This window comes from Actinocorallia aurantiaca (assembly GCF_039533685.1).
Lineage (GTDB): Bacteria > Actinomycetota > Actinomycetes > Streptosporangiales > Streptosporangiaceae > Actinocorallia > Actinocorallia aurantiaca.
Window position 1 is genome coordinate 147,523 of record NZ_BAAATZ010000019.1, and the last position, 17,818, is coordinate 165,340.

21 protein-coding genes and 1 pseudogene are annotated in these 17,818 nt (G+C 70.3%); 11 read left to right on the plus strand and 11 right to left on the minus strand.

Annotated features, from left to right (window positions below; translation table 11 throughout):
* A pseudogene (locus tag ABD327_RS22800) lies at positions 1-292 on the plus strand (substrate-binding domain-containing protein); the annotation flags it as partial.
* Between the two features lie 10 nt (positions 293-302).
* A complete protein-coding gene (locus ABD327_RS22805; protein WP_344452653.1) occupies positions 303-743 on the plus strand; it encodes an Lrp/AsnC family transcriptional regulator in 441 nt (146 codons plus the stop codon).
* Positions 744-759: 16 nt separating this feature from the next.
* Here ABD327_RS22805 and ABD327_RS22810 read toward each other — a convergent pair whose 3' ends face one another.
* A complete protein-coding gene (locus ABD327_RS22810) occupies positions 760-1,299 on the minus strand; it encodes an FHA domain-containing protein (RefSeq protein WP_344452654.1) in 540 nt (179 codons plus the stop codon).
* A gap of 209 nt (positions 1,300-1,508) precedes the next feature.
* Here ABD327_RS22810 and ABD327_RS22815 point away from each other — a divergent pair, with 209 nt between their 5' ends.
* Positions 1,509-2,294 carry a peptidoglycan recognition protein family protein gene (locus tag ABD327_RS22815; protein ID WP_344452655.1) on the plus strand — a complete coding sequence of 262 codons (786 nt, stop codon included), beginning with the start codon at positions 1,509-1,511 and terminating at the stop codon, positions 2,292-2,294.
* Between the two features lie 60 nt (positions 2,295-2,354).
* Here the strand turns inward: ABD327_RS22815 and ABD327_RS22820 are convergent, their stop codons facing one another.
* Complete coding sequence (locus ABD327_RS22820; protein WP_344452656.1) at positions 2,355-3,560, minus strand: acyl-CoA dehydrogenase family protein; 1,206 nt, start codon at positions 3,558-3,560, stop codon at positions 2,355-2,357.
* A 100-nt stretch (positions 3,561-3,660) separates the two neighbouring features.
* Here ABD327_RS22820 and ABD327_RS22825 point away from each other — a divergent pair, with 100 nt between their 5' ends.
* From ABD327_RS22825 to ABD327_RS22850, 6 genes are all read left to right on the plus strand, one after another.
* Positions 3,661-3,981: a MazG-like family protein gene (locus tag ABD327_RS22825; RefSeq protein ID WP_344452658.1), complete on the plus strand. Its 321-nt coding sequence runs from the start codon at positions 3,661-3,663 to the stop codon at positions 3,979-3,981.
* Positions 3,982-4,055: 74 nt separating this feature from the next.
* Entirely contained in the window at positions 4,056-5,402 is a 1,347-nt protein-coding gene (locus ABD327_RS22830; protein WP_344452659.1) for a DUF2252 domain-containing protein, read from the plus strand.
* A 346-nt stretch (positions 5,403-5,748) separates the two neighbouring features.
* Positions 5,749-6,939 (plus strand): ROK family transcriptional regulator, encoded by a 1,191-nt coding sequence (locus tag ABD327_RS22835; protein ID WP_344452660.1) that lies wholly within the window; start codon positions 5,749-5,751, stop codon positions 6,937-6,939.
* A gap of 55 nt (positions 6,940-6,994) precedes the next feature.
* Positions 6,995-8,443: an N-acetylglucosamine/diacetylchitobiose ABC transporter substrate-binding protein gene (ngcE, locus tag ABD327_RS22840; protein WP_344452661.1), complete on the plus strand. Its 1,449-nt coding sequence runs from the start codon at positions 6,995-6,997 to the stop codon at positions 8,441-8,443.
* Positions 8,444-8,474: 31 nt separating this feature from the next.
* Complete coding sequence (locus ABD327_RS22845) at positions 8,475-9,494, plus strand: carbohydrate ABC transporter permease (protein ID WP_344452662.1); 1,020 nt, start codon at positions 8,475-8,477, stop codon at positions 9,492-9,494.
* Positions 9,495-9,505: 11 nt separating this feature from the next.
* Entirely contained in the window at positions 9,506-10,408 is a 903-nt protein-coding gene (locus ABD327_RS22850; RefSeq protein WP_344452663.1) for a carbohydrate ABC transporter permease, read from the plus strand.
* A gap of 8 nt (positions 10,409-10,416) precedes the next feature.
* On the opposite strand, the gene ABD327_RS22855 is transcribed toward ABD327_RS22850, so the two are convergent.
* Positions 10,417-10,665: a hypothetical protein gene (locus ABD327_RS22855; protein WP_344452665.1), complete on the minus strand. Its 249-nt coding sequence runs from the start codon at positions 10,663-10,665 to the stop codon at positions 10,417-10,419.
* Between the two features lie 60 nt (positions 10,666-10,725).
* Positions 10,726-10,932, minus strand: coding sequence for a hypothetical protein (locus ABD327_RS22860; RefSeq protein ID WP_344452666.1), 207 nt, complete (start codon positions 10,930-10,932; stop codon positions 10,726-10,728).
* Between the two features lie 137 nt (positions 10,933-11,069).
* Here ABD327_RS22860 and ABD327_RS22865 point away from each other — a divergent pair, with 137 nt between their 5' ends.
* Positions 11,070-11,642 (plus strand): hypothetical protein, encoded by a 573-nt coding sequence (locus ABD327_RS22865; RefSeq protein WP_344452667.1) that lies wholly within the window; start codon positions 11,070-11,072, stop codon positions 11,640-11,642.
* 3 nt (positions 11,643-11,645) lie between these two features.
* Here the strand turns inward: ABD327_RS22865 and ABD327_RS22870 are convergent, their stop codons facing one another.
* From ABD327_RS22870 to lnt, 3 genes are all read right to left on the minus strand, one after another.
* Positions 11,646-11,840: a hypothetical protein gene (locus ABD327_RS22870; RefSeq protein ID WP_344452668.1), complete on the minus strand. Its 195-nt coding sequence runs from the start codon at positions 11,838-11,840 to the stop codon at positions 11,646-11,648.
* 147 nt (positions 11,841-11,987) lie between these two features.
* Positions 11,988-12,719, minus strand: a complete 732-nt coding sequence (locus tag ABD327_RS22875) for a polyprenol monophosphomannose synthase (protein ID WP_344452669.1) — start codon at positions 12,717-12,719, stop codon at positions 11,988-11,990.
* A gap of 1 nt (position 12,720) precedes the next feature.
* Complete coding sequence (gene lnt / locus ABD327_RS22880; RefSeq protein ID WP_344452670.1) at positions 12,721-14,358, minus strand: apolipoprotein N-acyltransferase; 1,638 nt, start codon at positions 14,356-14,358, stop codon at positions 12,721-12,723.
* A gap of 272 nt (positions 14,359-14,630) precedes the next feature.
* On the opposite strand from lnt, the gene ABD327_RS22885 reads away from it, so the two are divergent.
* The gene (locus ABD327_RS22885; protein WP_344452671.1) at positions 14,631-15,179 is read left to right on the plus strand and encodes an FxsA family protein; all 549 of its coding nucleotides are present in this window, start codon (positions 14,631-14,633) and stop codon (positions 15,177-15,179) included.
* A 108-nt stretch (positions 15,180-15,287) separates the two neighbouring features.
* Here the strand turns inward: ABD327_RS22885 and ABD327_RS22890 are convergent, their stop codons facing one another.
* The 4 genes from ABD327_RS22890 to ABD327_RS22905 all read right to left on the minus strand — a co-directional run bounded on the left by ABD327_RS22890 (position 15,288) and on the right by ABD327_RS22905 (position 17,773).
* Positions 15,288-15,632, minus strand: a complete 345-nt coding sequence (locus ABD327_RS22890) for an RNA polymerase-binding protein RbpA (RefSeq protein WP_344452672.1) — start codon at positions 15,630-15,632, stop codon at positions 15,288-15,290.
* A 131-nt stretch (positions 15,633-15,763) separates the two neighbouring features.
* Positions 15,764-16,540, minus strand: a complete 777-nt coding sequence (locus tag ABD327_RS22895) for a glycerophosphodiester phosphodiesterase family protein (protein ID WP_344452673.1) — start codon at positions 16,538-16,540, stop codon at positions 15,764-15,766.
* Positions 16,541-16,617: 77 nt separating this feature from the next.
* Positions 16,618-17,181, minus strand: a complete 564-nt coding sequence (locus ABD327_RS22900) for a TrmH family RNA methyltransferase (protein WP_344452674.1) — start codon at positions 17,179-17,181, stop codon at positions 16,618-16,620.
* Entirely contained in the window at positions 17,168-17,773 is a 606-nt protein-coding gene (locus ABD327_RS22905; RefSeq protein ID WP_344452675.1) for a class I SAM-dependent methyltransferase, read from the minus strand. Before ABD327_RS22905 ends, ABD327_RS22900 begins: the two co-directional genes overlap by 14 nt.
* Positions 17,774-17,818 lie beyond the last annotated feature (45 nt).

The window sequence follows — 17,818 nt, forward strand, 5'->3', positions numbered from 1 at the left end:
CGCCCACCACCTCGGCGAGGCCGCCGTGCTGGCCGCCCGCGAGCTGACCCTGCGCGTCCCGGCGGACGTCTCCATCGCCATCGTCGAGGACGTTCCCTGGTCGGAGTTGTGCGACCCGCCCCTGACCGCCGTGGCCCACCCGGCACGCGACATGGGGTACCGCGCCTGCGAACTGCTGCTGCGCTCTCAGGCCCGCGCGCCGGGCCGTCCGGTGGTGCTGGCGACCGAGCTGATGGTGCGGGCAAGTTGCGGTCCGGTCACCGGTTCTCCGCGAACAGGGCGCTCACGGTAGATTTCTCCCCGTGGAGGACACAGACCGCCAGATCCTGCTCCTGCTGGCCCGGGACGGGCGCATGAGTTTCACCGACCTGGCCAAGGAGACCGGCCTTTCGGTGTCCGCCGTGCACCAGCGCGTACGGCGGCTGGAGAAGCGCGGCGCGATCAAGGGGTTCAGCGCGCAGCTGGACCCCGAGCAGATCGGGCTGCCCCTGACCGCGTTCATCTCGATCAAACCGATCGACCCGGCCGCGCCGGACGACGCCCCCGAGAGGCTGGCGCACCTGGACGAGATCGAGGCGTGCCACTCGGTGGCGGGCGAGGAGAACTACATCCTGAAGGTCAGGGTCTCCAAGCCCAGCGACCTGGAGGAGCTGCTTCAGCGGATCCGCTCGGCCGCCAACGTCAACACCCGCACCACGATCGTGCTGAGCACCCCCTACGAGGGCCGCCCGCCCAAGCTGTGAGGCCGCGGCGGCCCGCTCAGGGCGCGGCCGCCACGAAGGCGCAGTCCCCGAAGGCGATCTGGTCGCCGGGGCGGATCAAGGCGGGGCCGGTCAGCCGCCAGCCGTTGACCTTGGTGCCGTTCATCGAGCCCAGGTCGCTGACGGTCCAGCCGCCCTCGCACGCCTTGATCTCGGCGTGGAACCGGGAGACGGTCAGGTCGGTGAGCACGAGCTGGCAGCCGGGCGCCCGTCCCACCAGCACGCGCGCCTGCCGGCCGGGCGGCAGCAGGAACCGCGGCAGGCGGGGCGTGCGCCAGGCCGCCTCGATGCGCGCGGTGGCGGAGGAGAGCGAGGAGACCACTCCGGCGACCCGCCGGACCAGCCGGCCGCGCGGCGGCAGGTCCCGCAGCAGGTCCTGCAGTTCGGCCTCGTTGCGGGCGCGCAGGGCCTGGTCCACGCGGTACTCGTAGGTCTCCGGCGACATCCGGCCCTCGACGACCCGGTCGCGCAACTCCTCGATGACCCGATCGCGCTGCGCGTCGGAGGCCCGTACCGGGAAAGCGGGCGGTCCGTCCATAGACGTGAGTATTCAGATCAACTTGATCCGTGTCCAGCGGAAGAGAGCCCTCGTGCCGGAGCGCCGGACGGCCGCGGCGCCACTGTGACGAGTGCCATGGTGATGCGCGGCCGGTTCATACCGATAAACCCTAAAGGTGCGCAATCTCGAGAGGAGCGCCCGAGACCGGCGTCCAGTCCGCACGCGGAACCGAGGAACGGGAGAAGAAGATGCAGCTCTGGTATCCCGGAGCGGCCAGGAAACCGCTCGGTACCCAGACCGAGCCCAAGATCGGCACCCCGCGCGTGCTGATCTTCCACACCATGTCCGGCTACCTCGCCGGGACCGACTCGTGGTTCCGGCGCGACGGCTACGCCGGGACCGAGTCGCACTTCGGCGTCGGCGGCAGCTGGGACAAGGGCCTCGACGGCGCGGTCTGGCAGTGGCAGGCCCTCGACCGGAAGGCCGATGCCCAGTACGGGGGCAACGCGTACGCCACCAGCGTCGAGACCTCCGACGGGGCCAAGAGCGGCGTTCCCTGGACGGCGAAGCAGCTCGAGGCGCTCATCGACCTGGGCGAGTGGTGGTGCCGCCAGACCGGCAACCCCGCCAAACTCGTCACCTCGTCGTCGGGCAGGGGATTCGGTTACCACTCGCAGTTCGCGGCATGGAACCGGTCGGGCCACGTCTGCCCCGGCACGGCCCGCGTCAAGCAGCTCAAAGAACGCGTCATCCCCGAGGTCGCCCGGCGGCTGGCCTCCGGGTCCGATCCCACGGAGGCGATCGTGAAGAAGCTCCCCACCCTCGCCAGGGGCGCCAAGCCCGGCGAGGACATGCAGACCCTGCGCGCCCTGCTGCTCGCCCGCTCGCACCCCGAGGTCAAGACGATCGAAGGCGGCTTCGACGACGTCGTCGAGAAGGCCGTCCGCGCCCTCCAGCAGTGGGGCGGGATCAAGGAGGACGGAGTCGTCGGCGAGGCGACCTGGCGGATCCTGCTCCTGCGCGAACGCAAGTAGGTGCCCCGGAACACGACGAGGCGGGGCTCTCCCGTGGGAGAGCCCCGCCTCGTCGGCGGGTCAGCGGTTGAGCAGGTCCCGGGCGATGTGAGTGATCTGGAGCTCGTCGGTGCCGGCGTAGATCTGGAAGACCTTGGCGTCACGGGCGAGCTGCTCGACGCGGAACTCCGACATGTAGCCGTTGCCGCCGAACAGCTGGACGGCCTCCATGGAGACCTCGGCGGCGGCCTGCGCGGAGTACAGCTTCATCGCGCTGGCCTCGGCCAGGGTCATGCTGCGGCCGGTCTTCTGCATCTCGATGTAGCGGAACACCAGGTTCTGCACGTTGAGGCGGGCGACCTCCATCTTGGCCAGCTTCAGCTGGATGAGCTGGTAGTCGGCGATCGGCTTGCCCCACGCCATGCGGGACTTGGCGTAGTCGATCGACAGGCGCATGCACTCCTCGATGACGCCCAGCGCCATCGCCGCCACGCCCGAGCGCTCGGCGGTGAAGTTCTGCTTGGCGGACTCCTTGCCGCTGCCGCCGCCCGACAGCAGCCGGTCGGGGCCGACCCGCACGTCCTGCAGGAACAGCTCGCCGGTGGGGGAGGAGTGGCAGCCCATCTTGCGCAGCGGCTTGCTCTGCTCCAGGCCCGGCATGCCGCTGTCGAGCACGAAGCACAGGATCTCGCGCTCGCGCACCGGGCGGCCGTCGTCGAGCTTGGCGTAGAAGACGATCGTGTCGGCGGCGGGGCCGTTGGTGATGAAGGTCTTGTTGCCGTTGAGGATCCAGCCGTCGCCGTCGGCCTTGGCCGAGGCCTTCATGCCGCCGAAGGCGTCGGAGCCGGAGTCCGGCTCGGTGATCGCCCACGCGCCGACCTTCTCGAAGGTCAGCAGGTCGCGGCCCCAGCGCTCCTTCTGCTCGGTCGTGCCGCGCTTCATGATGGTGCCGGCGGCCAGGCCGAGCGACACGCCCATCGCGGTGACCAGGCCGGGGGCGACCTTGCACAGCTCGATGATGGGCAGCATGGACATGGCCGCGTTGGCGTCGCCCTTGCCCTCCTTCTTGGGCTTGGGAGCCTCGCCGGCCTTCTCCCGGGCGATGGTCTTGTCGAACTGCGAGGCGGCCAGGTCCGCCATGCCGAAGGTCTTGTACAGGCCGCGGATGATCCCGTACGGCGACAGCTCCCCGGAGTCCAGCTCGTCGAGGTGCGGACGCACCTCCTTGGTGATCCAGTCGCGCACCGCGTCGCGGATCATCAGATCTTCCTCGGACCACTCGATCATGTACTCGCCCTCCGGGGCCTCAGGGGGAATGCCAGGTCACCATTAGATAGCAGATCGGGAAGTGCCCGCTTACCGGCAGGTCCGGACTAGGGTCTCCTCCATGACCGACTTCGATCCCTGGGCCAGCGTCCGGAGGTTCTCCGCCCACCTCGACGAGGTCAACGGGACCTCCGAGCACGAGCTGGCGCTGCGCCTGCTGAAGCTCTCCGAGGAGGTCGGCGAGGTGACCGCGGCGTACATCGGCATGGTCGGGCAGAACCCCCGCAAGGGCGTCACCCACACCCGCGAGGACGTCGCCGAGGAGCTGTGCGACGTGATGATCACCGCGATGGTCGCGCTGTGCTCCTTCGCCGACGAGCCCGAGCTGGCGCTGCGGAGGAAGATCGAGAAAGTGGACGCCCGGTATCTGGACGCCTCCTGAACAGGAGTTCGTCTGACGCAGGTCACCTGAAAGCGGGATGATCGTGGGCAAAGCTCGAAAGGAACCCCGATCACATGACCGACCTCGTGGCAGCGCTACGGCAGAAGGACGCCAAGGAACGCCAGGTCCAGCTGGTGGACGTGCTGGTGGAGGCGTTCGCCCCGCTGATGGAACGCAGCCCCGCCGAGTTCCGGCGCCGGTTCCGGAAGATGGCCTCCGACCCCTTCGCCTTCTACCGCGGCAGCGCGCCGATCTTCTACGCCGACATCGTCCACGACGACGACCCCTGGGCCGACGAGCGCACCGGCCGCGTCTGGATCCAGGGCGACCTGCACGCGCAGAACTTCGGCACCTACATGAACGACGACGGGGTCTTCGTCTTCGACGTCAACGACTTCGACGAGGCCTACGTCGGGCACTTCACCTGGGACGTCAAGCGGCTGGTGGCCAGCCTCGCGCTCATGGCCTGGACCAAGGCGATCTCCGACGCCGACATCACCCGCATGATCGAGTCCTACGTGCGGGCCTACGTCGACCAGGTGCGCTTCTACGCGCGAGCCGAGCCCGGCGAGTCGTGGGCGCTGACCCTCGACACCGCCGACGGCCACGTCCGCGGCGTGCTGAACGAGGCGCTGTCCTCCACCCGGGTCGGGCTGCTGTCGGCGCTGACCGTCGTCGACCGGTACCAGCGGCGGATGCGCCGGACGCCCGGCATCCGTGAACTGGACGACGCCGAACGGGCCGCGGTCGAGGCCGCCTACGAGCGGTACCTGGAGACCATCCCGCAGGAGAAGCGGTTCTCCGGCAGCCTCAGCTACAAGATCAAGGACGTGGTGGGAGCCTCCGGGTTCGGCATCGGCTCGGCCGGCCTGACCGCCTACAACATCCTGGTGGAGGGCCACAGCCAGGCCCTGGAGAACGACGTCATCCTGTCGGTCAAGCAGGGCAACACCGCCGCGCCGTCCCGGGTGGTCACCGACCCGCAGATCGCCTCCTACTTCCGCCACCACGGCCACCGCACGGCCGTCTCCCGGCGGGCGCTGCAGGCCAACGCCGACCCGTGGCTGGGCCACACCGAGATCGGCGGTGTGGGCTTCGTGGTGCAGGAGCTCTCGCCGTACGAGGCGGACCTGGACTGGTCGGGCATGACCGAGCCCGACGAGATGATCGCCCTGCTGGCCGACCTGGGCCGGGCCACCGCGAAGATCCACTGCGTCTCCGACGGCGACTCCGACCACACCCTGGTGCCGTTCCAGGTGGAGGACGCCATCGACGAGGCGATCGGCCCCGACGAGTCGGACTTCGTCGCCGCCATGGTCGCGTTCGGGCACGGGTACGCCGCCGTGGTGCGCGAAGACCACCGGCTCTTCGTCGACGCCTTCAGGGAGGGCCTGATCCCCGGGCTCCAGCCGTCGGCCTGAGTCCGGCCGGGTGTCCGCCGGCTGAGTAAGGAAACCTCCCCGAAATAAGTTCACATGCTGAGACGCCTCGGCGGCTCCCGAAGGCCCCGCTCGCCCGGCGAGCGGGGCCTTCGTCGTGCCGGGCGAGCGTCCTTGATCCTTCCAATCCCTGGTGGGGGTGAGATTTTCACGGTTGGGGGAGGGATTCTCAGGGCTCCTCCGGGGGGTCGATCACAGATTTATTGCGAAGTCGTTGTTTCGTTCGGACCGGGGTTGACGTGACCTGGCCCACTTCTCTACGTTCCCATTCATTAGGACAGTTTCCTAACAAATACCGTGCGCGGAGCGAGCGATCGAGAGGGTGGTCATGGCGGAGCACATCCCGGGCACCCCTCAGCTGCTGAGAGCCATCAACGACAAGGCCGCGCTGCGCGCCCTGCTGGAGCACGGCCCGCTGACCCGGCCCGAGCTGGGCGACCTCATCGGCCTGTCCAAGCCCACCGCCTCCCAGCTGCTCACCCGGCTGCGCGAGGCCGGCCTGGTCGTCCTGCACGGAAGGCGCGGCGGCAACCTGGGAAGGACGGCCGAGGAGTACGCCATCAACCCGCGGGCGGCGTTCGTCTGCGGGCTGGACATCACCCCCAACCGCATCCAGACCGTGGTGGCGGACCTGGCCGGCGGGATCGCCGGGGAGTACCGGCTGCCCGCGCCCTCCCGCGCGGGCGCCAAGGCCTCAGAGGAGATCTGCAACGCCGTCGTCGGGGCCTGCAGCGCCGCCGGGATCATCTCGACCGAACTCTCCCGGATCGTGGTCGGCGTCCAGGGCGCCGTCGACCCGGTCACCGGGCGGCTGCACTACTCCAGGCACCTGCCCGGCTGGCACTTCACCGACCTGGTGGGAGGCGTCGAGTCCAAGCTCGGCACCCGGATCGAGATAGAGAACGACGTCAACCTCGCCGCGCTGGCCGAGGCCGCGCACGGCGCCGCCCAGGGGTACGAGAACTTCGTGGTGCTCTGGGTAGGTACGGGCATCGGCATGGCCCTGGTGCTGGACGGCAGGCTGCACCGGGGCGCCGGAGGCGGCGCCGGCGAGGTCGGCTACCTGCCCGTCCCCGGCGCGCCCACCGCCCGCGAGACCGGCCGGTTCGCCAACCACGGGCTGCAGGCCCTGGCCGGGCCCTCGGCGGTGCGGACGGTCATGCGCTCCCACGGCTTCCGCGGAGTCAACGCCGCGGCCGCGGTCCAGGCCGCGGCGTCCAAGGCGGGCGAACCCGCGGCCCAGGACGCGCTGCGCGACGTGGCGATCCGGGTCGCCACCGGCGTGGCCGCGGTGACCTCCGTCCTGGACCCCGAACTCGTCGTCCTCAGCGGCGACGTCCTGCTCGCGGGCGGCGAACCCCTGCGCGAGCTGATCGAACACGAGGTCCACCGCATGACGATCCCGCGGCCACCGCTGCGGTTGTCGGTCATAGAGGGCAACCCCGTCCTCACCGGGGCCGTCGAACACGGCCTGGAACTCACCCGAGAAGAACTCTTCGGCTCCACGGTGCCCCCCTGACGGGCCACGGCACCAGACCCCCCCTGAAGAAAACCCTCACCCAAGGAGTGCTCACATGGCCCAGCAGGACCCGCGGGAGACCGCAGGAATGGACCGGCGCGACATCCTCAAGCGCCTCGGCCTCGCGGCCGCCGCCGTCCCCGGCCTGAGCCTGCTCAGCGCCTGCGCCACCAGCGGCGGCAGCGACGAGACCACCGACAACGACGTCACCGGCGAGGACGCCAAGAACCCCTTCGGCGTGGACGCGGCCAAGCCGCTCACTGTCGTGATCTTCAAGGGCGGGCTGGGCGACGACTACGCCACCCAGGTCCACGAGCCGATGTACGCGAAGGCGTTCCCCGGTGTGAAGATCAACCACGAGGGCATCGTCGAGATCAACAAGACGCTGCAGCCGCGCTTCTCCAGCGGCAGCAACATCCCCGACGTCGTCGCCAACGCCGGCTCGGACCTGATGGACAGCGGCGCCCTCGCCGAGGCCGGCCACCTGCAGGACCTCACCGCGCTGTGGGACGCCCCCTCCCTGGACGACCCGAAGAAGAAGATCCGCGAGACCGTCCTGGCCGAGGCCCCCGCCACCGGCGAGGTCCTCGGCAAGCCCCTCCTGCTGCCGTACGTGTCCTCCACCTACGGCCTCTGGTACGACTCGGAGCTGTTCGCCGCCAACGGCTGGACCCCGCCCAAGACGTTCGACGAGTTCAAGACCCTCGCCGAGAAGATCAAGGCCAAGGGCATCACCCCCTTCGCCTACGCGGGCAAGAACGCCTCCTACTACGCCTACTGGATGATCCTCATCTCCGCCGCCAAGATCGGCGGCAACGAGGTGCTGATCAACATCGACAACCTCGAGGACGGCGCCTGGCAGAACGACGCGGTCAAGCAGGCGGCCGCCGCCTGGGCCGAGATCAACGCCAAGTACTCCGACAAGTCCTACGAGGGCCTCATCCACACCGAGGTCCAGACCGAGCAGAACAAGGGCAAGGTCGCGTTCTACCCGTCCGGGTCCTGGCTGGAGAACGAGCAGGCCAAGTCCACCCCGGCGTCCTTCAAGTACGCGATCGCCCCGACCCCCTCGGTCACCGCCGCGGACAAGATGCCCTTCGAGGCGCTGCGTGTCGCCGCGGGCGAGTTCTACTTCGTCTCGGCCAAGGGCGCCAACCCGCAGGGCGGCCTGGAGTACTTCCGCATGATGCTCTCCAAGGAGGGCGCGAAGGGCTTCACCGGCAAGTCCGGCTCCCTGACCATCGTCAAGGACGCCACCGACGGCCTGTCCCTGTCCCCGGGCCTGTCGTCGGTCGCGGCCGCGCAGAAGGCCGCGGGCGACAACATCGTCACCAACAGCCTCTTCGAGAACTGGTACAAGGAGCTCGAGACCGAGCTGCGCCGCCAGACCAACAACCTGATGTTCGGCCGCATCGACGCCGCGAAGTTCTGCGACGAGATGCAGAAGGCCGCGGACAAGGCGAAGAAGGCCGCGGGCGCCGACATCCAGAAGCGCACCGTCTGACCTTCGCCCAGCGACACGGAGGCACCTGGCCATGCGGCAGGGCAGTGACATCGAGATCAATGAAGTGCCGGACCCGAAAGCGGGCCCCGGACCGGACCCCGCGCCGGAACCCGTGCGGAAGAGCCGGCTCCCGCGGAGCCGGGGGAAACGCGGCCAGTACCCGTTCATCGTCGGGTTCCTGGCGGCGCCCGTCCTCCTGTACGCGGTCTTCGTGATCGGCCCCTATCTCCAGGCCTTCCAGATCGCGCTGACCGACTGGCGGGGGCTCAAAACCCCCGACTACGTCGGGTTCGACAACTTCAAGGCCCTGTTCGAGAACGACGCCTTCGTCTCGGCGCTGTGGCACCACCTGTGGATCCTGATCGCCCTGCCGCTGGCCACCCTCGCCATCGCGCTGTTCTTCTCCTTCCTGCTGAACGCCGGCGGGAAGGGGAAGGGCGGCGGGACCGGCGGGGTCAGGGGGTCCTCCTTCTACAAGGTCGTCTTCTTCCTGCCGCAGGTCCTGGCGGTCGCGATCGTCGGCGTCCTGTTCCAGTCGGTCTACCGGCCGACCTCCAGCGGCATGATCAACGGCCTGCTGGACAAGGTCGGCATCGCCCCCGTGCAGTGGCTGAACGACCCGGACCTGGCCCTGTGGTCGATCATCGCGGTGGTCGTCTGGCAGAGCGTGGGCTTCTACGTCGTGCTGTTCTCGGCCGGCATGGCCTCCATCCCCAAGGAGCTCTTCGAGGCCGCGGCCCTGGACGGGGCGGGGAAGTTCACCCTCTTCTTCCGCGTGACCATCCCGCTGCTGTGGGACAGCCTGCAGGTCGGCTGGGTCTACCTGGGCATCATCGCGTTCGACATGTTCGCGATCGTGCAGGTGCTCTCGGTGGACCGCGGCGGCCCGGACAACTCCACCACCGTCGTGGCCCTGGAGATCTACCGGAACGCCTTCACCTACTCGAAGTTCGGCTACGCCTCCGCGATGGGCGTGGTGCTGTTCTTCATGACCATCACCTTCGCGGCGCTCACCCTGCGGGTGACCCGCCGCGAACGCATCGAGTTCTAAAGGCGGCGACGATGACGACTGAGACCGCAGGCAAGACCGCGACGGCCCGTCCCGCCCGTGCCGCCGCCCGCCCCGGCCGCCGCGCCCTCACCGGCGCGTTCACCGGCCTGTCCCATCTGGCCCTGGCGGTCTGGGCGCTGCTGGTGATCGTCCCGCTGGTCTGGACGTTCGTCGCGGCCTTCAAGACCAACGACGAGATCTTCGGCGACGCCTGGACGCTGCCGCAGACCTGGCACCTGGACGCCTGGACCCGCGCCTGGGGCAAGGCGAACATCGGGCAGTACCTGCTCAACACCGTCCTGGTGGTCGGCGCGAGCACCTTCCTGACCATGCTCCTGGGCTCGATGGCCGCCTACGTGCTGTCGCGGTACACCTTCCGCGGCAACAGGCTGCTCTACCTGATGTTCGTGTCGGGCATGACCTTCCCGGTCTTCCTGGCGCTGGTCCCGCTGTTCAAGGTGGTCCAGAACCTCGGGATGCTCAACACCTTCCACGGCCTGATCCTGGTGTACGTCGCCTACTCGCTGCCGTTCACGGTGTTCTTCCTGTCGGCGTTCTTCAAGACGCTGCCCACCTCGGTGGCCGAGGCGGCCTTCATCGACGGCTGCAGCCACACCCGCACGTTCTTCCAGATCATGCTGCCGATGGCGAAGCCGGGCCTGGTCTCCATCACGATCTTCAACGTGATCGGCCAGTGGAACCAGTACCTGCTCCCCCTGGTCCTCATGCCCGCCGACCAGGACAAGTGGGTGCTCACCCAGGGCATCGCCAACATCAGCACCAGCGCCGGCTACGAAGCCGACTGGCCGGGCCTGATGGCCGCCCTGAGCATGGCGATCGTCCCGGTCGTCATCGTCTACGTGATCTTCCAGCGCCAGATCCAGGCAGGCCTGACCGCGGGGGCCGTCAAGTAGACGCGTCCTTACTTGATCAGCTCGTACTCCGCCACCTGGACGCCGTCCTCGAAGGTCTCCGAGACCAGCGCGGTCAGACGCCGGCCGGGGAGCCTGCTCCGCTCCAGGCCGGTCGCCTCGAGCAGCCCGTCGACCGGAACCCTCAGCGGGTTGTCGACCGTGAACTTGAACGCCGGGATGAGGATCTCGGCCTGGTCCCCGACGAGCATCAGGACCTTCACCGGGACGCGGGCGGGGGAACGGGGGGCAGGGGTCATGGGTCCTTCTCGGGTTTGCGTGGGCTGCTCACGAAGGGGGTCGGGTCCGGTGCGCGGCGGTCAGGCCCCTCGCTCCTGGAGCTTCTCGCGGATGAGGGCGGCGGTGAGGCCGACCTTCTCGGCGAGGCGTTCGGGGGTGCTGCCGGCCCGGACCGCTGCGGCGCAGGCGTCGAAGAGCTCGTTCTGGGCGGCTTCGAATTCGGCTTTGAGCTGGAGGTGGCGGGCGTTGGCGAGTTCGGCCCTGGCTTCGGCTTCGGCGGCTTCCATGGGGAGGAGAATATCGAAACCGGGCATCGCGGTCCGCGAGGGCGAAAAAGGCTGCCGCCGCACCGGCATCTTTGCCACACTCGACTCCGGGCCTGAGCCGACCCCGTTCGGCCCGCCACCGCGAACGGAGCCGCCTGATGAAGAAGGTCCCCACCCTGTTCGTCCGCGATTGGGACGGCGACCCCCGCTACGTCACCCGCCGGCCCAACCCCGAATGCGCCTGGGTGTTCGCGGGGGAGGGCACCGCCACTCGCAAGTACGACGGAACGTGCGTCATGTACGACGGCGAGCGCTGGTGGGCCCGCCGCGAGGTCAAGAAGGACAAGGCCCCGCCCGCGGGCTTCGTCGAGATCCAGCGGGACGGGGAGACCGGCAAGACCATGGGGTGGGAGCCCGTCGAGCAGTCCGCTTTCGCCAGGTTCCACGCCGAAGCCCTCGCCGACGCGGCGGCCGACGACGTCACCGCCGTCTGGCCGCGCGGCACCTATGAACTCCTCGGCCCGAAGATCAACCGCAACCCCGAGGGCTACGAGCGGCATGCTCTCGTCATGCACGCCGCCGCCGAGGACTTCGAGGACCTCCCCCGCGACTACGACGGGCTCGCCGCATGGCTCCACTCCCACCCCTACGAGGGCGTGGTCTGGCACCACGAGGACGGGCGCATGGCCAAACTCAAGGTCCGTGACATCCCGAAGGAGGCGGCCGGCTGACGGTCAGGCGCTGTAAAAGCCTGACGGGGGCTTCTTCGAGTCGGTCAGGATGGCGTACGCCTCGGCGAGGTCCTTGAGTGAGGCTCCGCCGACGCTTCCCGAGCTGCTGCCGAGATGCCGGGCGCTGGCTTTGATCGCTTCCAGGAGCACGGTCCGGGTCTCGTCCCGCAGTTGCTGTTCTTCGTTGCTGATAGCCATGAGCTGCCTGTACCCATACCAACATAGATAAAAGCCGCACCTTGCGCGGAAGGTGCGGCGGTTCGCCCCGCGGGCCGGGGCATGGGAAGCGCCTTCCAGCGCCGGATCCGGGCGCGCCTGGGATCCGTGGGCCGCCGAGCAGCGGGGTCAGCGGCGCAGGGCGGCGAGTCTGTCGCGGACGCCCCAGCGGGCGACCTTGACCATCGACTCGAGGATGACGCCCTGGCTCATCTTGCTGGAGCCGTGCATGCGCTCGACGAAGGTGATGGGCACCTCGGCCACGCGCAGGCCCGCCCGCAGGGTGCGCAGGGCCAGGTCGACCTGGAAGCAGTAGCCGCGGGAGTCGACGTCCTGGAGGTCGAGCTTCTCCAGGGTCTCGCGGCGGAAGGCGCGGTAGCCGCCGGTGGCGTCGTGCAGGGGGATGCCGAGCATCAGCCGCGTATAGATGTTCGCGCCCCTGGAGAGGGCCTCTCGGTGCCTGGGCCAGTTCTCGACCCGGCCGCCGGGGATCCAGCGGGCGCCGATCACCAGGTCGGCCCTGCCGAGGGCCTCCAGCAGGGCGGGGAGCTGCTCGGGCTGGTGGGAGCCGTCGGCGTCCATCTCGACCACGGCGCCGAAACCGCGGGCCAGCGCCCAGGAGAAACCCGCGAGGTAGGCGGCGCCGAGCCCGTCCTTGGAGGTGCGGTGCAGCACGTGGACCCGCTCGTCGGCCGCGGCCAGCTCGTCGGCGAGCTCCCCGGTGCCGTCGGGGCTGTTGTCGTCGACCACCAGGACGTGCGCGGACGGGACGGCCGCGCGGACCCGGGTGACGACCAGGGCGAGGTTCTCCCGTTCGTTGAAGGTCGGAATGATCACGATGACGGAGTCCGGGGAGTTCATCTCATCCCTCCAGGGTGTCCGGTTCGGGACGCCGCCGGGCGCGCACCGCGGCCCCCAGGCCGATGATGCCCGCCAGCGCCAGAATCCACTCGGGGAGCGCTCCGAGGCGGTCGCTGACCGTGGCGGAGGTGCGGACGGGCACGGAGGCGACCTGGATGTCGGGGACGAACTCGCGGGACTGCTCGAGCAGCCGCCCGTCGGGGGCGACGATCGCGCTGATCCCGCTGGTGGCGGCGACCAGGACGGGCCGGTCGTGCTCCACGGCGCGCAACCGGGACATGGCCAGCTGCTGCCAGGGGAGGCTGGTGCGCCCGTAGGTGGCGTTGTTGGTCTGGACGACCAGGATCCCGCTGCCGTTCGCGGCGTCCCGGACGATGCCGTCGTAGGCGACCTCGAAGCAGATGACGTCGCCGATGACGGCCGGGCCGACCTGGACCTGGTTGTCCATGGTCCCGCGCGCGAAGTCGCGGGAGACGCGCTCCAGCCGGGAGATGAAGCCCGTCAGGAGATCGCGGAAGGGGACGTACTCCCCGAAGGGCACGGGATGCCGCTTGGTGTAGTAGTCGCCGGGGCCTGTCTCGGGGTCCCAGACGATGCCCCGGTTCTCGACCTGCTCGCCGTCCGGCGTGAGGGTCAGCGCGCCCACCAGGACCGGCACCCCCACGTCCTTGACCGCCCCGTCGATCACCTCGTAGGCCTCGTCGTCGCGGTACGGGTCCAGGTCGCTGGAGTTCTCGGGCCAGACCACGAGGTCGGGCCTGGGCACCTGCCCGGCCCTGACCTGGGCGGCCAGCTCCCTGGTCCGGGCCACGTGGTTGTTCAGGACGGCCTGGCGCTGGCCCAGGAAGTCCATGCCCGAGCGGGGCACGTTCCCCTGGATCACCGCCACGACCGCCTCCTTCTCGCCCCTGGAGGCGTTTCCGGAGCCGGTGGGGATCAGGACCCCGGCCAGCGGGACCGCCAGCACCCCGGCCAGGCCGAGGGCGGCGGCCCGCAGCCGGTGCCGCAGCGCGGCGAGGAGCGCGTAGGCGAGAAGGGCGCCGGCCAGCGCGGTGGCGAAGCTCGTCAGCGGGGCTCCGCCGAGCGCGGCGTAGCCGGTCAGGGGAGTGTCGGTTTGAGAGAAGGCCAGCCGGGCCCAGGGGAAGCCGCCCAGCGGGAACCGGCCGCGCACGAACTCCTGGGCCACCCACAGCGCGGCCGTCCAGAACGGCCACAGCCGGGTGCGGGAGACCAGGGCCATACCAGCGGCCATCGGGGCGAAGTAGACGGCCTCGGTGAGGCTCAGCCCCAGCCAGGCATCGGTCCCGATGGGCCGCAGCCCCGGCAGGATCGGGACGAAGAAGAAGAGCCCGCACAGCAGTCCGGCGAGCGCGGCGAGCCGGAGGCCCAGACCGCGCAGTGCCAGGGCGAGGAGCGCCACCCCGGCCATGGCCAGCGGCCACAGGCCGGAGGAGCCGCCCTCGTCGGGCCCCAGCACGTTCGGCGGGAAGGCCAGGTACATGACCAGGCCCGCGAGGGCGGCCGCGGCGAGGCGGAGCGCGCGGCGGGGCCGTCCCTGCGGGGTCCGGGAAGGGGAAGAGGCGGGGTCCGAGGAGCCGGTGCCCCCGGCGGGGGCGTCCGCCGCCGTGTCCTGCGTCAAGCTTCTCTCCAGCCGTCCACCCGATTCATCCGACGGTGAGACGTTACCGGCAGTCAAGAGGGGCCCGGGCACCCGTCGGGCCGGGCGCGTCACCACAGGCGGTGGGAACAGGGCGTCCGTTGTCTATAGGGTGCCCGGGGCCAGTTGATCCTGTGCCGGACCAGACGGCCAAACCTATCGGAACATCAGGCTTTGTCAACAGAGAGTGGGAAAGAGGAAGAGATCCCGGTCAGGGAGGGTGATCGGGTCGCGGGATCGGCGATGATGGAGGTATGCGCCCGCTGGTTCCCCTTGCCCTTCTGGTCCTGCCCGTGCTGGAGATCCTGGTGATGATCCAGGTGGGGCGGCTGATCGGCGGCTGGGGCGTGGCCCTGCTGCTGATCGTCCAGGTCCTGCTGGGCTCGCTGATCGTCAAGCACGAGGGGCGCAGGGCCTGGCGGCGGCTGAACGAGACCCTGGCCTCGGGGCGGACGCCCGAGCGCGGTCCGGCCGACGCGGCGCTGATCCTGCTGGGCGGGGTGCTGCTGGCGCTCCCCGGCTTCCTGACCGACCTTCCCGCGCTGGTGCTGCTGCTCCCCTTCACCCGCTCGCTGGTGCGCGGACGGGCGCTGGCCTGGGCGGAGCGCCGGGCGGCGAGCGGCGGCCTGACCGCGGCGGGCTTTCCCGGCGGGTCCTTCGGCCCCTTCGCCGAGCATCCGCAGCGGCCCCGGGGAGGGAGCGAGGGCCCCGGTGTGATCAGGGGAGAGGTCATCGAGGACGACCGCCGGCCCTCCGCGAACCCGGAGGACGACGGCCGGGAGGAGCGGCGGCTCGAGCCCTGAGCCGGCCACGGCGCGGAACAGAGAAAGCGGAACAGAGAAAGCAGAAAAGGGGCGGGAAGGGCCTTCAAGCCCCTTCCCGCCCCTCTCACATCACATCCCGGGCGCCCGTCAGGCGCTCTTGCGCCGGCCCGCCCGAAGGATCGCGAGGCGTTCCGCGAGCACCTCCTCGAGGTCCTCGATGGAGCGCCGTTCCAGCAGCATGTCCCAGTGGGTGCGCGCCGGCTTGCCCTTCTTGGCCACGGGGACCTCGCCGTCCATGAGCAGGGCGGGCACGCCACAGCTCCGGCAGTCCCAGGTCATCGGCACCTCGACCTCGGTGGCGAGGGTGACGGTGAAATGGTGACCCTTCGGGCAGGTGTAAGACACGTCCTGGCGGGGCGCCAGGTCGGTGTTCCGATCGTTCTCGTAGCTCGTCGCCCCGAGCCTCGTGCCGCGAAGTGCGCGCTCTGCCATCGAAAAAACGCCTCCCAGACGGCTTGCGGTCCTGTTGTGACCAACGCCGGATCCCGTCACAAGATTCCCGCATGAGGGCGCTCCCAACCCTGCGAGTTGGTGGCGTATGCGTGGAGGCGTCCAGTGCCCGCTCAGCGGACGGCGGCCTGCCACAGGCCGCGCCCGGCCATCACGTCGCGCAGCCCCTCCAGGTCGTCGGTCATGATCCCGTCGACCCCGGCGTCCAGCAGCCTCTCCATGGTGGGCGCGTCGTTGACCGTCCAGGCGTGCACCACCAGGCCGAGGGCGTGGGCCTGGGTGACGTAGGAGGCGGTGGCGAAGGGCAGGGGGCCCAGGTTGTACGGGATCTGGGCGCAGGCGACGCCCGCGGCGGCGGCCCGGGCGGGCGCTCCGCCGAGCCTGACGGCGGCCACCCCCCGGGGGCCCAGCGCGGTGCAGACGGGCTCCCTGGTGAACAGCGCGGCCCGCACCCGCAGCTGGGCCAGCCGCCGGGTGGAGAACGAGGTGATGCACACCCGGTCCCAGGCCCGGGTGCGGTGCAGCACCCGCACGAGGGGGCCGATCGCGGGCTCGTCCTTGATGTCGATGTTGAACCGGGTGCCGGGGAAGCTGCCCAGCACCTCCTCCAGCGGCGGGATCGGCTCGGTGCCGGCGACCCGCGCGGTGCTCACCCTCCGGTAGGGCAGCCGGGCGATCAGGCCGCGCTGGTCGGTGACCCGGCCGAGGTGGGGGTCGTGGAAGGCCAGCAGGACGCCGTCCGCGGTGGCCTGGGCGTCGGTCTCGATATAGCGGTATCCCAGGTCGACCGCCCGCTGGAAGGCGACCATCGTGTTCTCGGGAGCGCCCAGGGCGCCGCCCCTGTGAGCGAAGGCCAGGGGGCCGTCGTGATCGAGGAACGCGTACCGCACCCGACCCAGTATGGGCCAGCCGGAGCGCGGATGGGCAGCGGCGGGGGAAGGTGTGACCGCGATCGCGCCGCGGGACCCTAGCCCTGCCCGGCCCACTCCCTGCGGCGGATCTCGGCCAGCGCCACGGCCGTGGCCACGGCGACGTTGAGCGAGCCGACGCGGCCGGTCTGCGGGATGTAGGCGACGGCGTCGCAGGCCGCCAGCAGGGCGGGGGAGCAGCCGTGGTCCTCGCCGCCGACGGCCAGGCAGACGTCGCCCTCCAGGGCCGCCTCGTGCAGCGGCACGGCGTCGGTGGTCAGCTCCAGCGCGACGATCCGGAACCCCTCCTTGCGGGCCAGCCGGACCGCTTCGGCGGGCGTGCCCGCGTGGCTCCAGGGCACCAGCCGGTCGGTGCCCAGCGCGGTCTTCTGGGCGTTCGGGTGGGTCGGCGCGGTGGCGTTGCCCGTCAGCCACAGGTGGTCGACCCCGAACGCCGCCGAGGTGCGGAAGATCGAGCCGATGTTGAAGGGCTGGGTGACCGATTCCACCAGCAGCCCGAGCCTCCCGGTGGTGTTGCGCCGCCAGGTGCGGTTGAGCCGCTTGACGTCGGTGGGCCGCAGCTGCCTGCGGACGGGGGGCTGGGCGGGCTCAGGAGCCGGCATGGGCCTTGACCTCCAGGATGCGGTAGGACGAGCGGGAGGCCAGCCGGGTGGCGGGCAGGCCGGAGTCGGTGAGCCAGCGCTGCAGGGAGTCGCTGCCCAGGTGCTTCTGCACGACGAGATGGGCCAGCCCGCCGGGCTCGAGCCGGGGCAGCCAGGTCAGCAGCAGTTCGTGCAGGGCCTGCTTGCCGATCCGGATCGGGGGGTTGGACCAGATCGCCGCGAAGGAGACCTCGGGCGGGACCTCCTCCGCCGTCATGAACCTTACGTTGTTAAGGCCCGCGGTCCGGGCATTCCGTTCGGCGAGCTCCAGCGCGCGCCGGTTCACGTCCACCCCGTAGACGGTCGCCTCCGGCGCCCGGCTGGCGAGGGTCAACGCGATCGGCCCGTACCCGCACCCCAGGTCCAGCAGGTTCCCGCGCGGCGGCGGCGCGGGGACGCTGTCCAGCAGGATCCGCGTCCCGGCGTCGACGCGGTCGGGGGAGAACATCCCCCGGTCGGTCTCCAGCCGCAGATGCAGGTCGCGCAGCACCAGATCGACCGTGCCCGGTCTGCTGACGGCCCCTGGTTCGGCCGAGAAGTAATGATCCCCCACGGCCGTCCAGCCTAGTGGCCTCTCAGAGTCCGCCGGGCGGCGAGC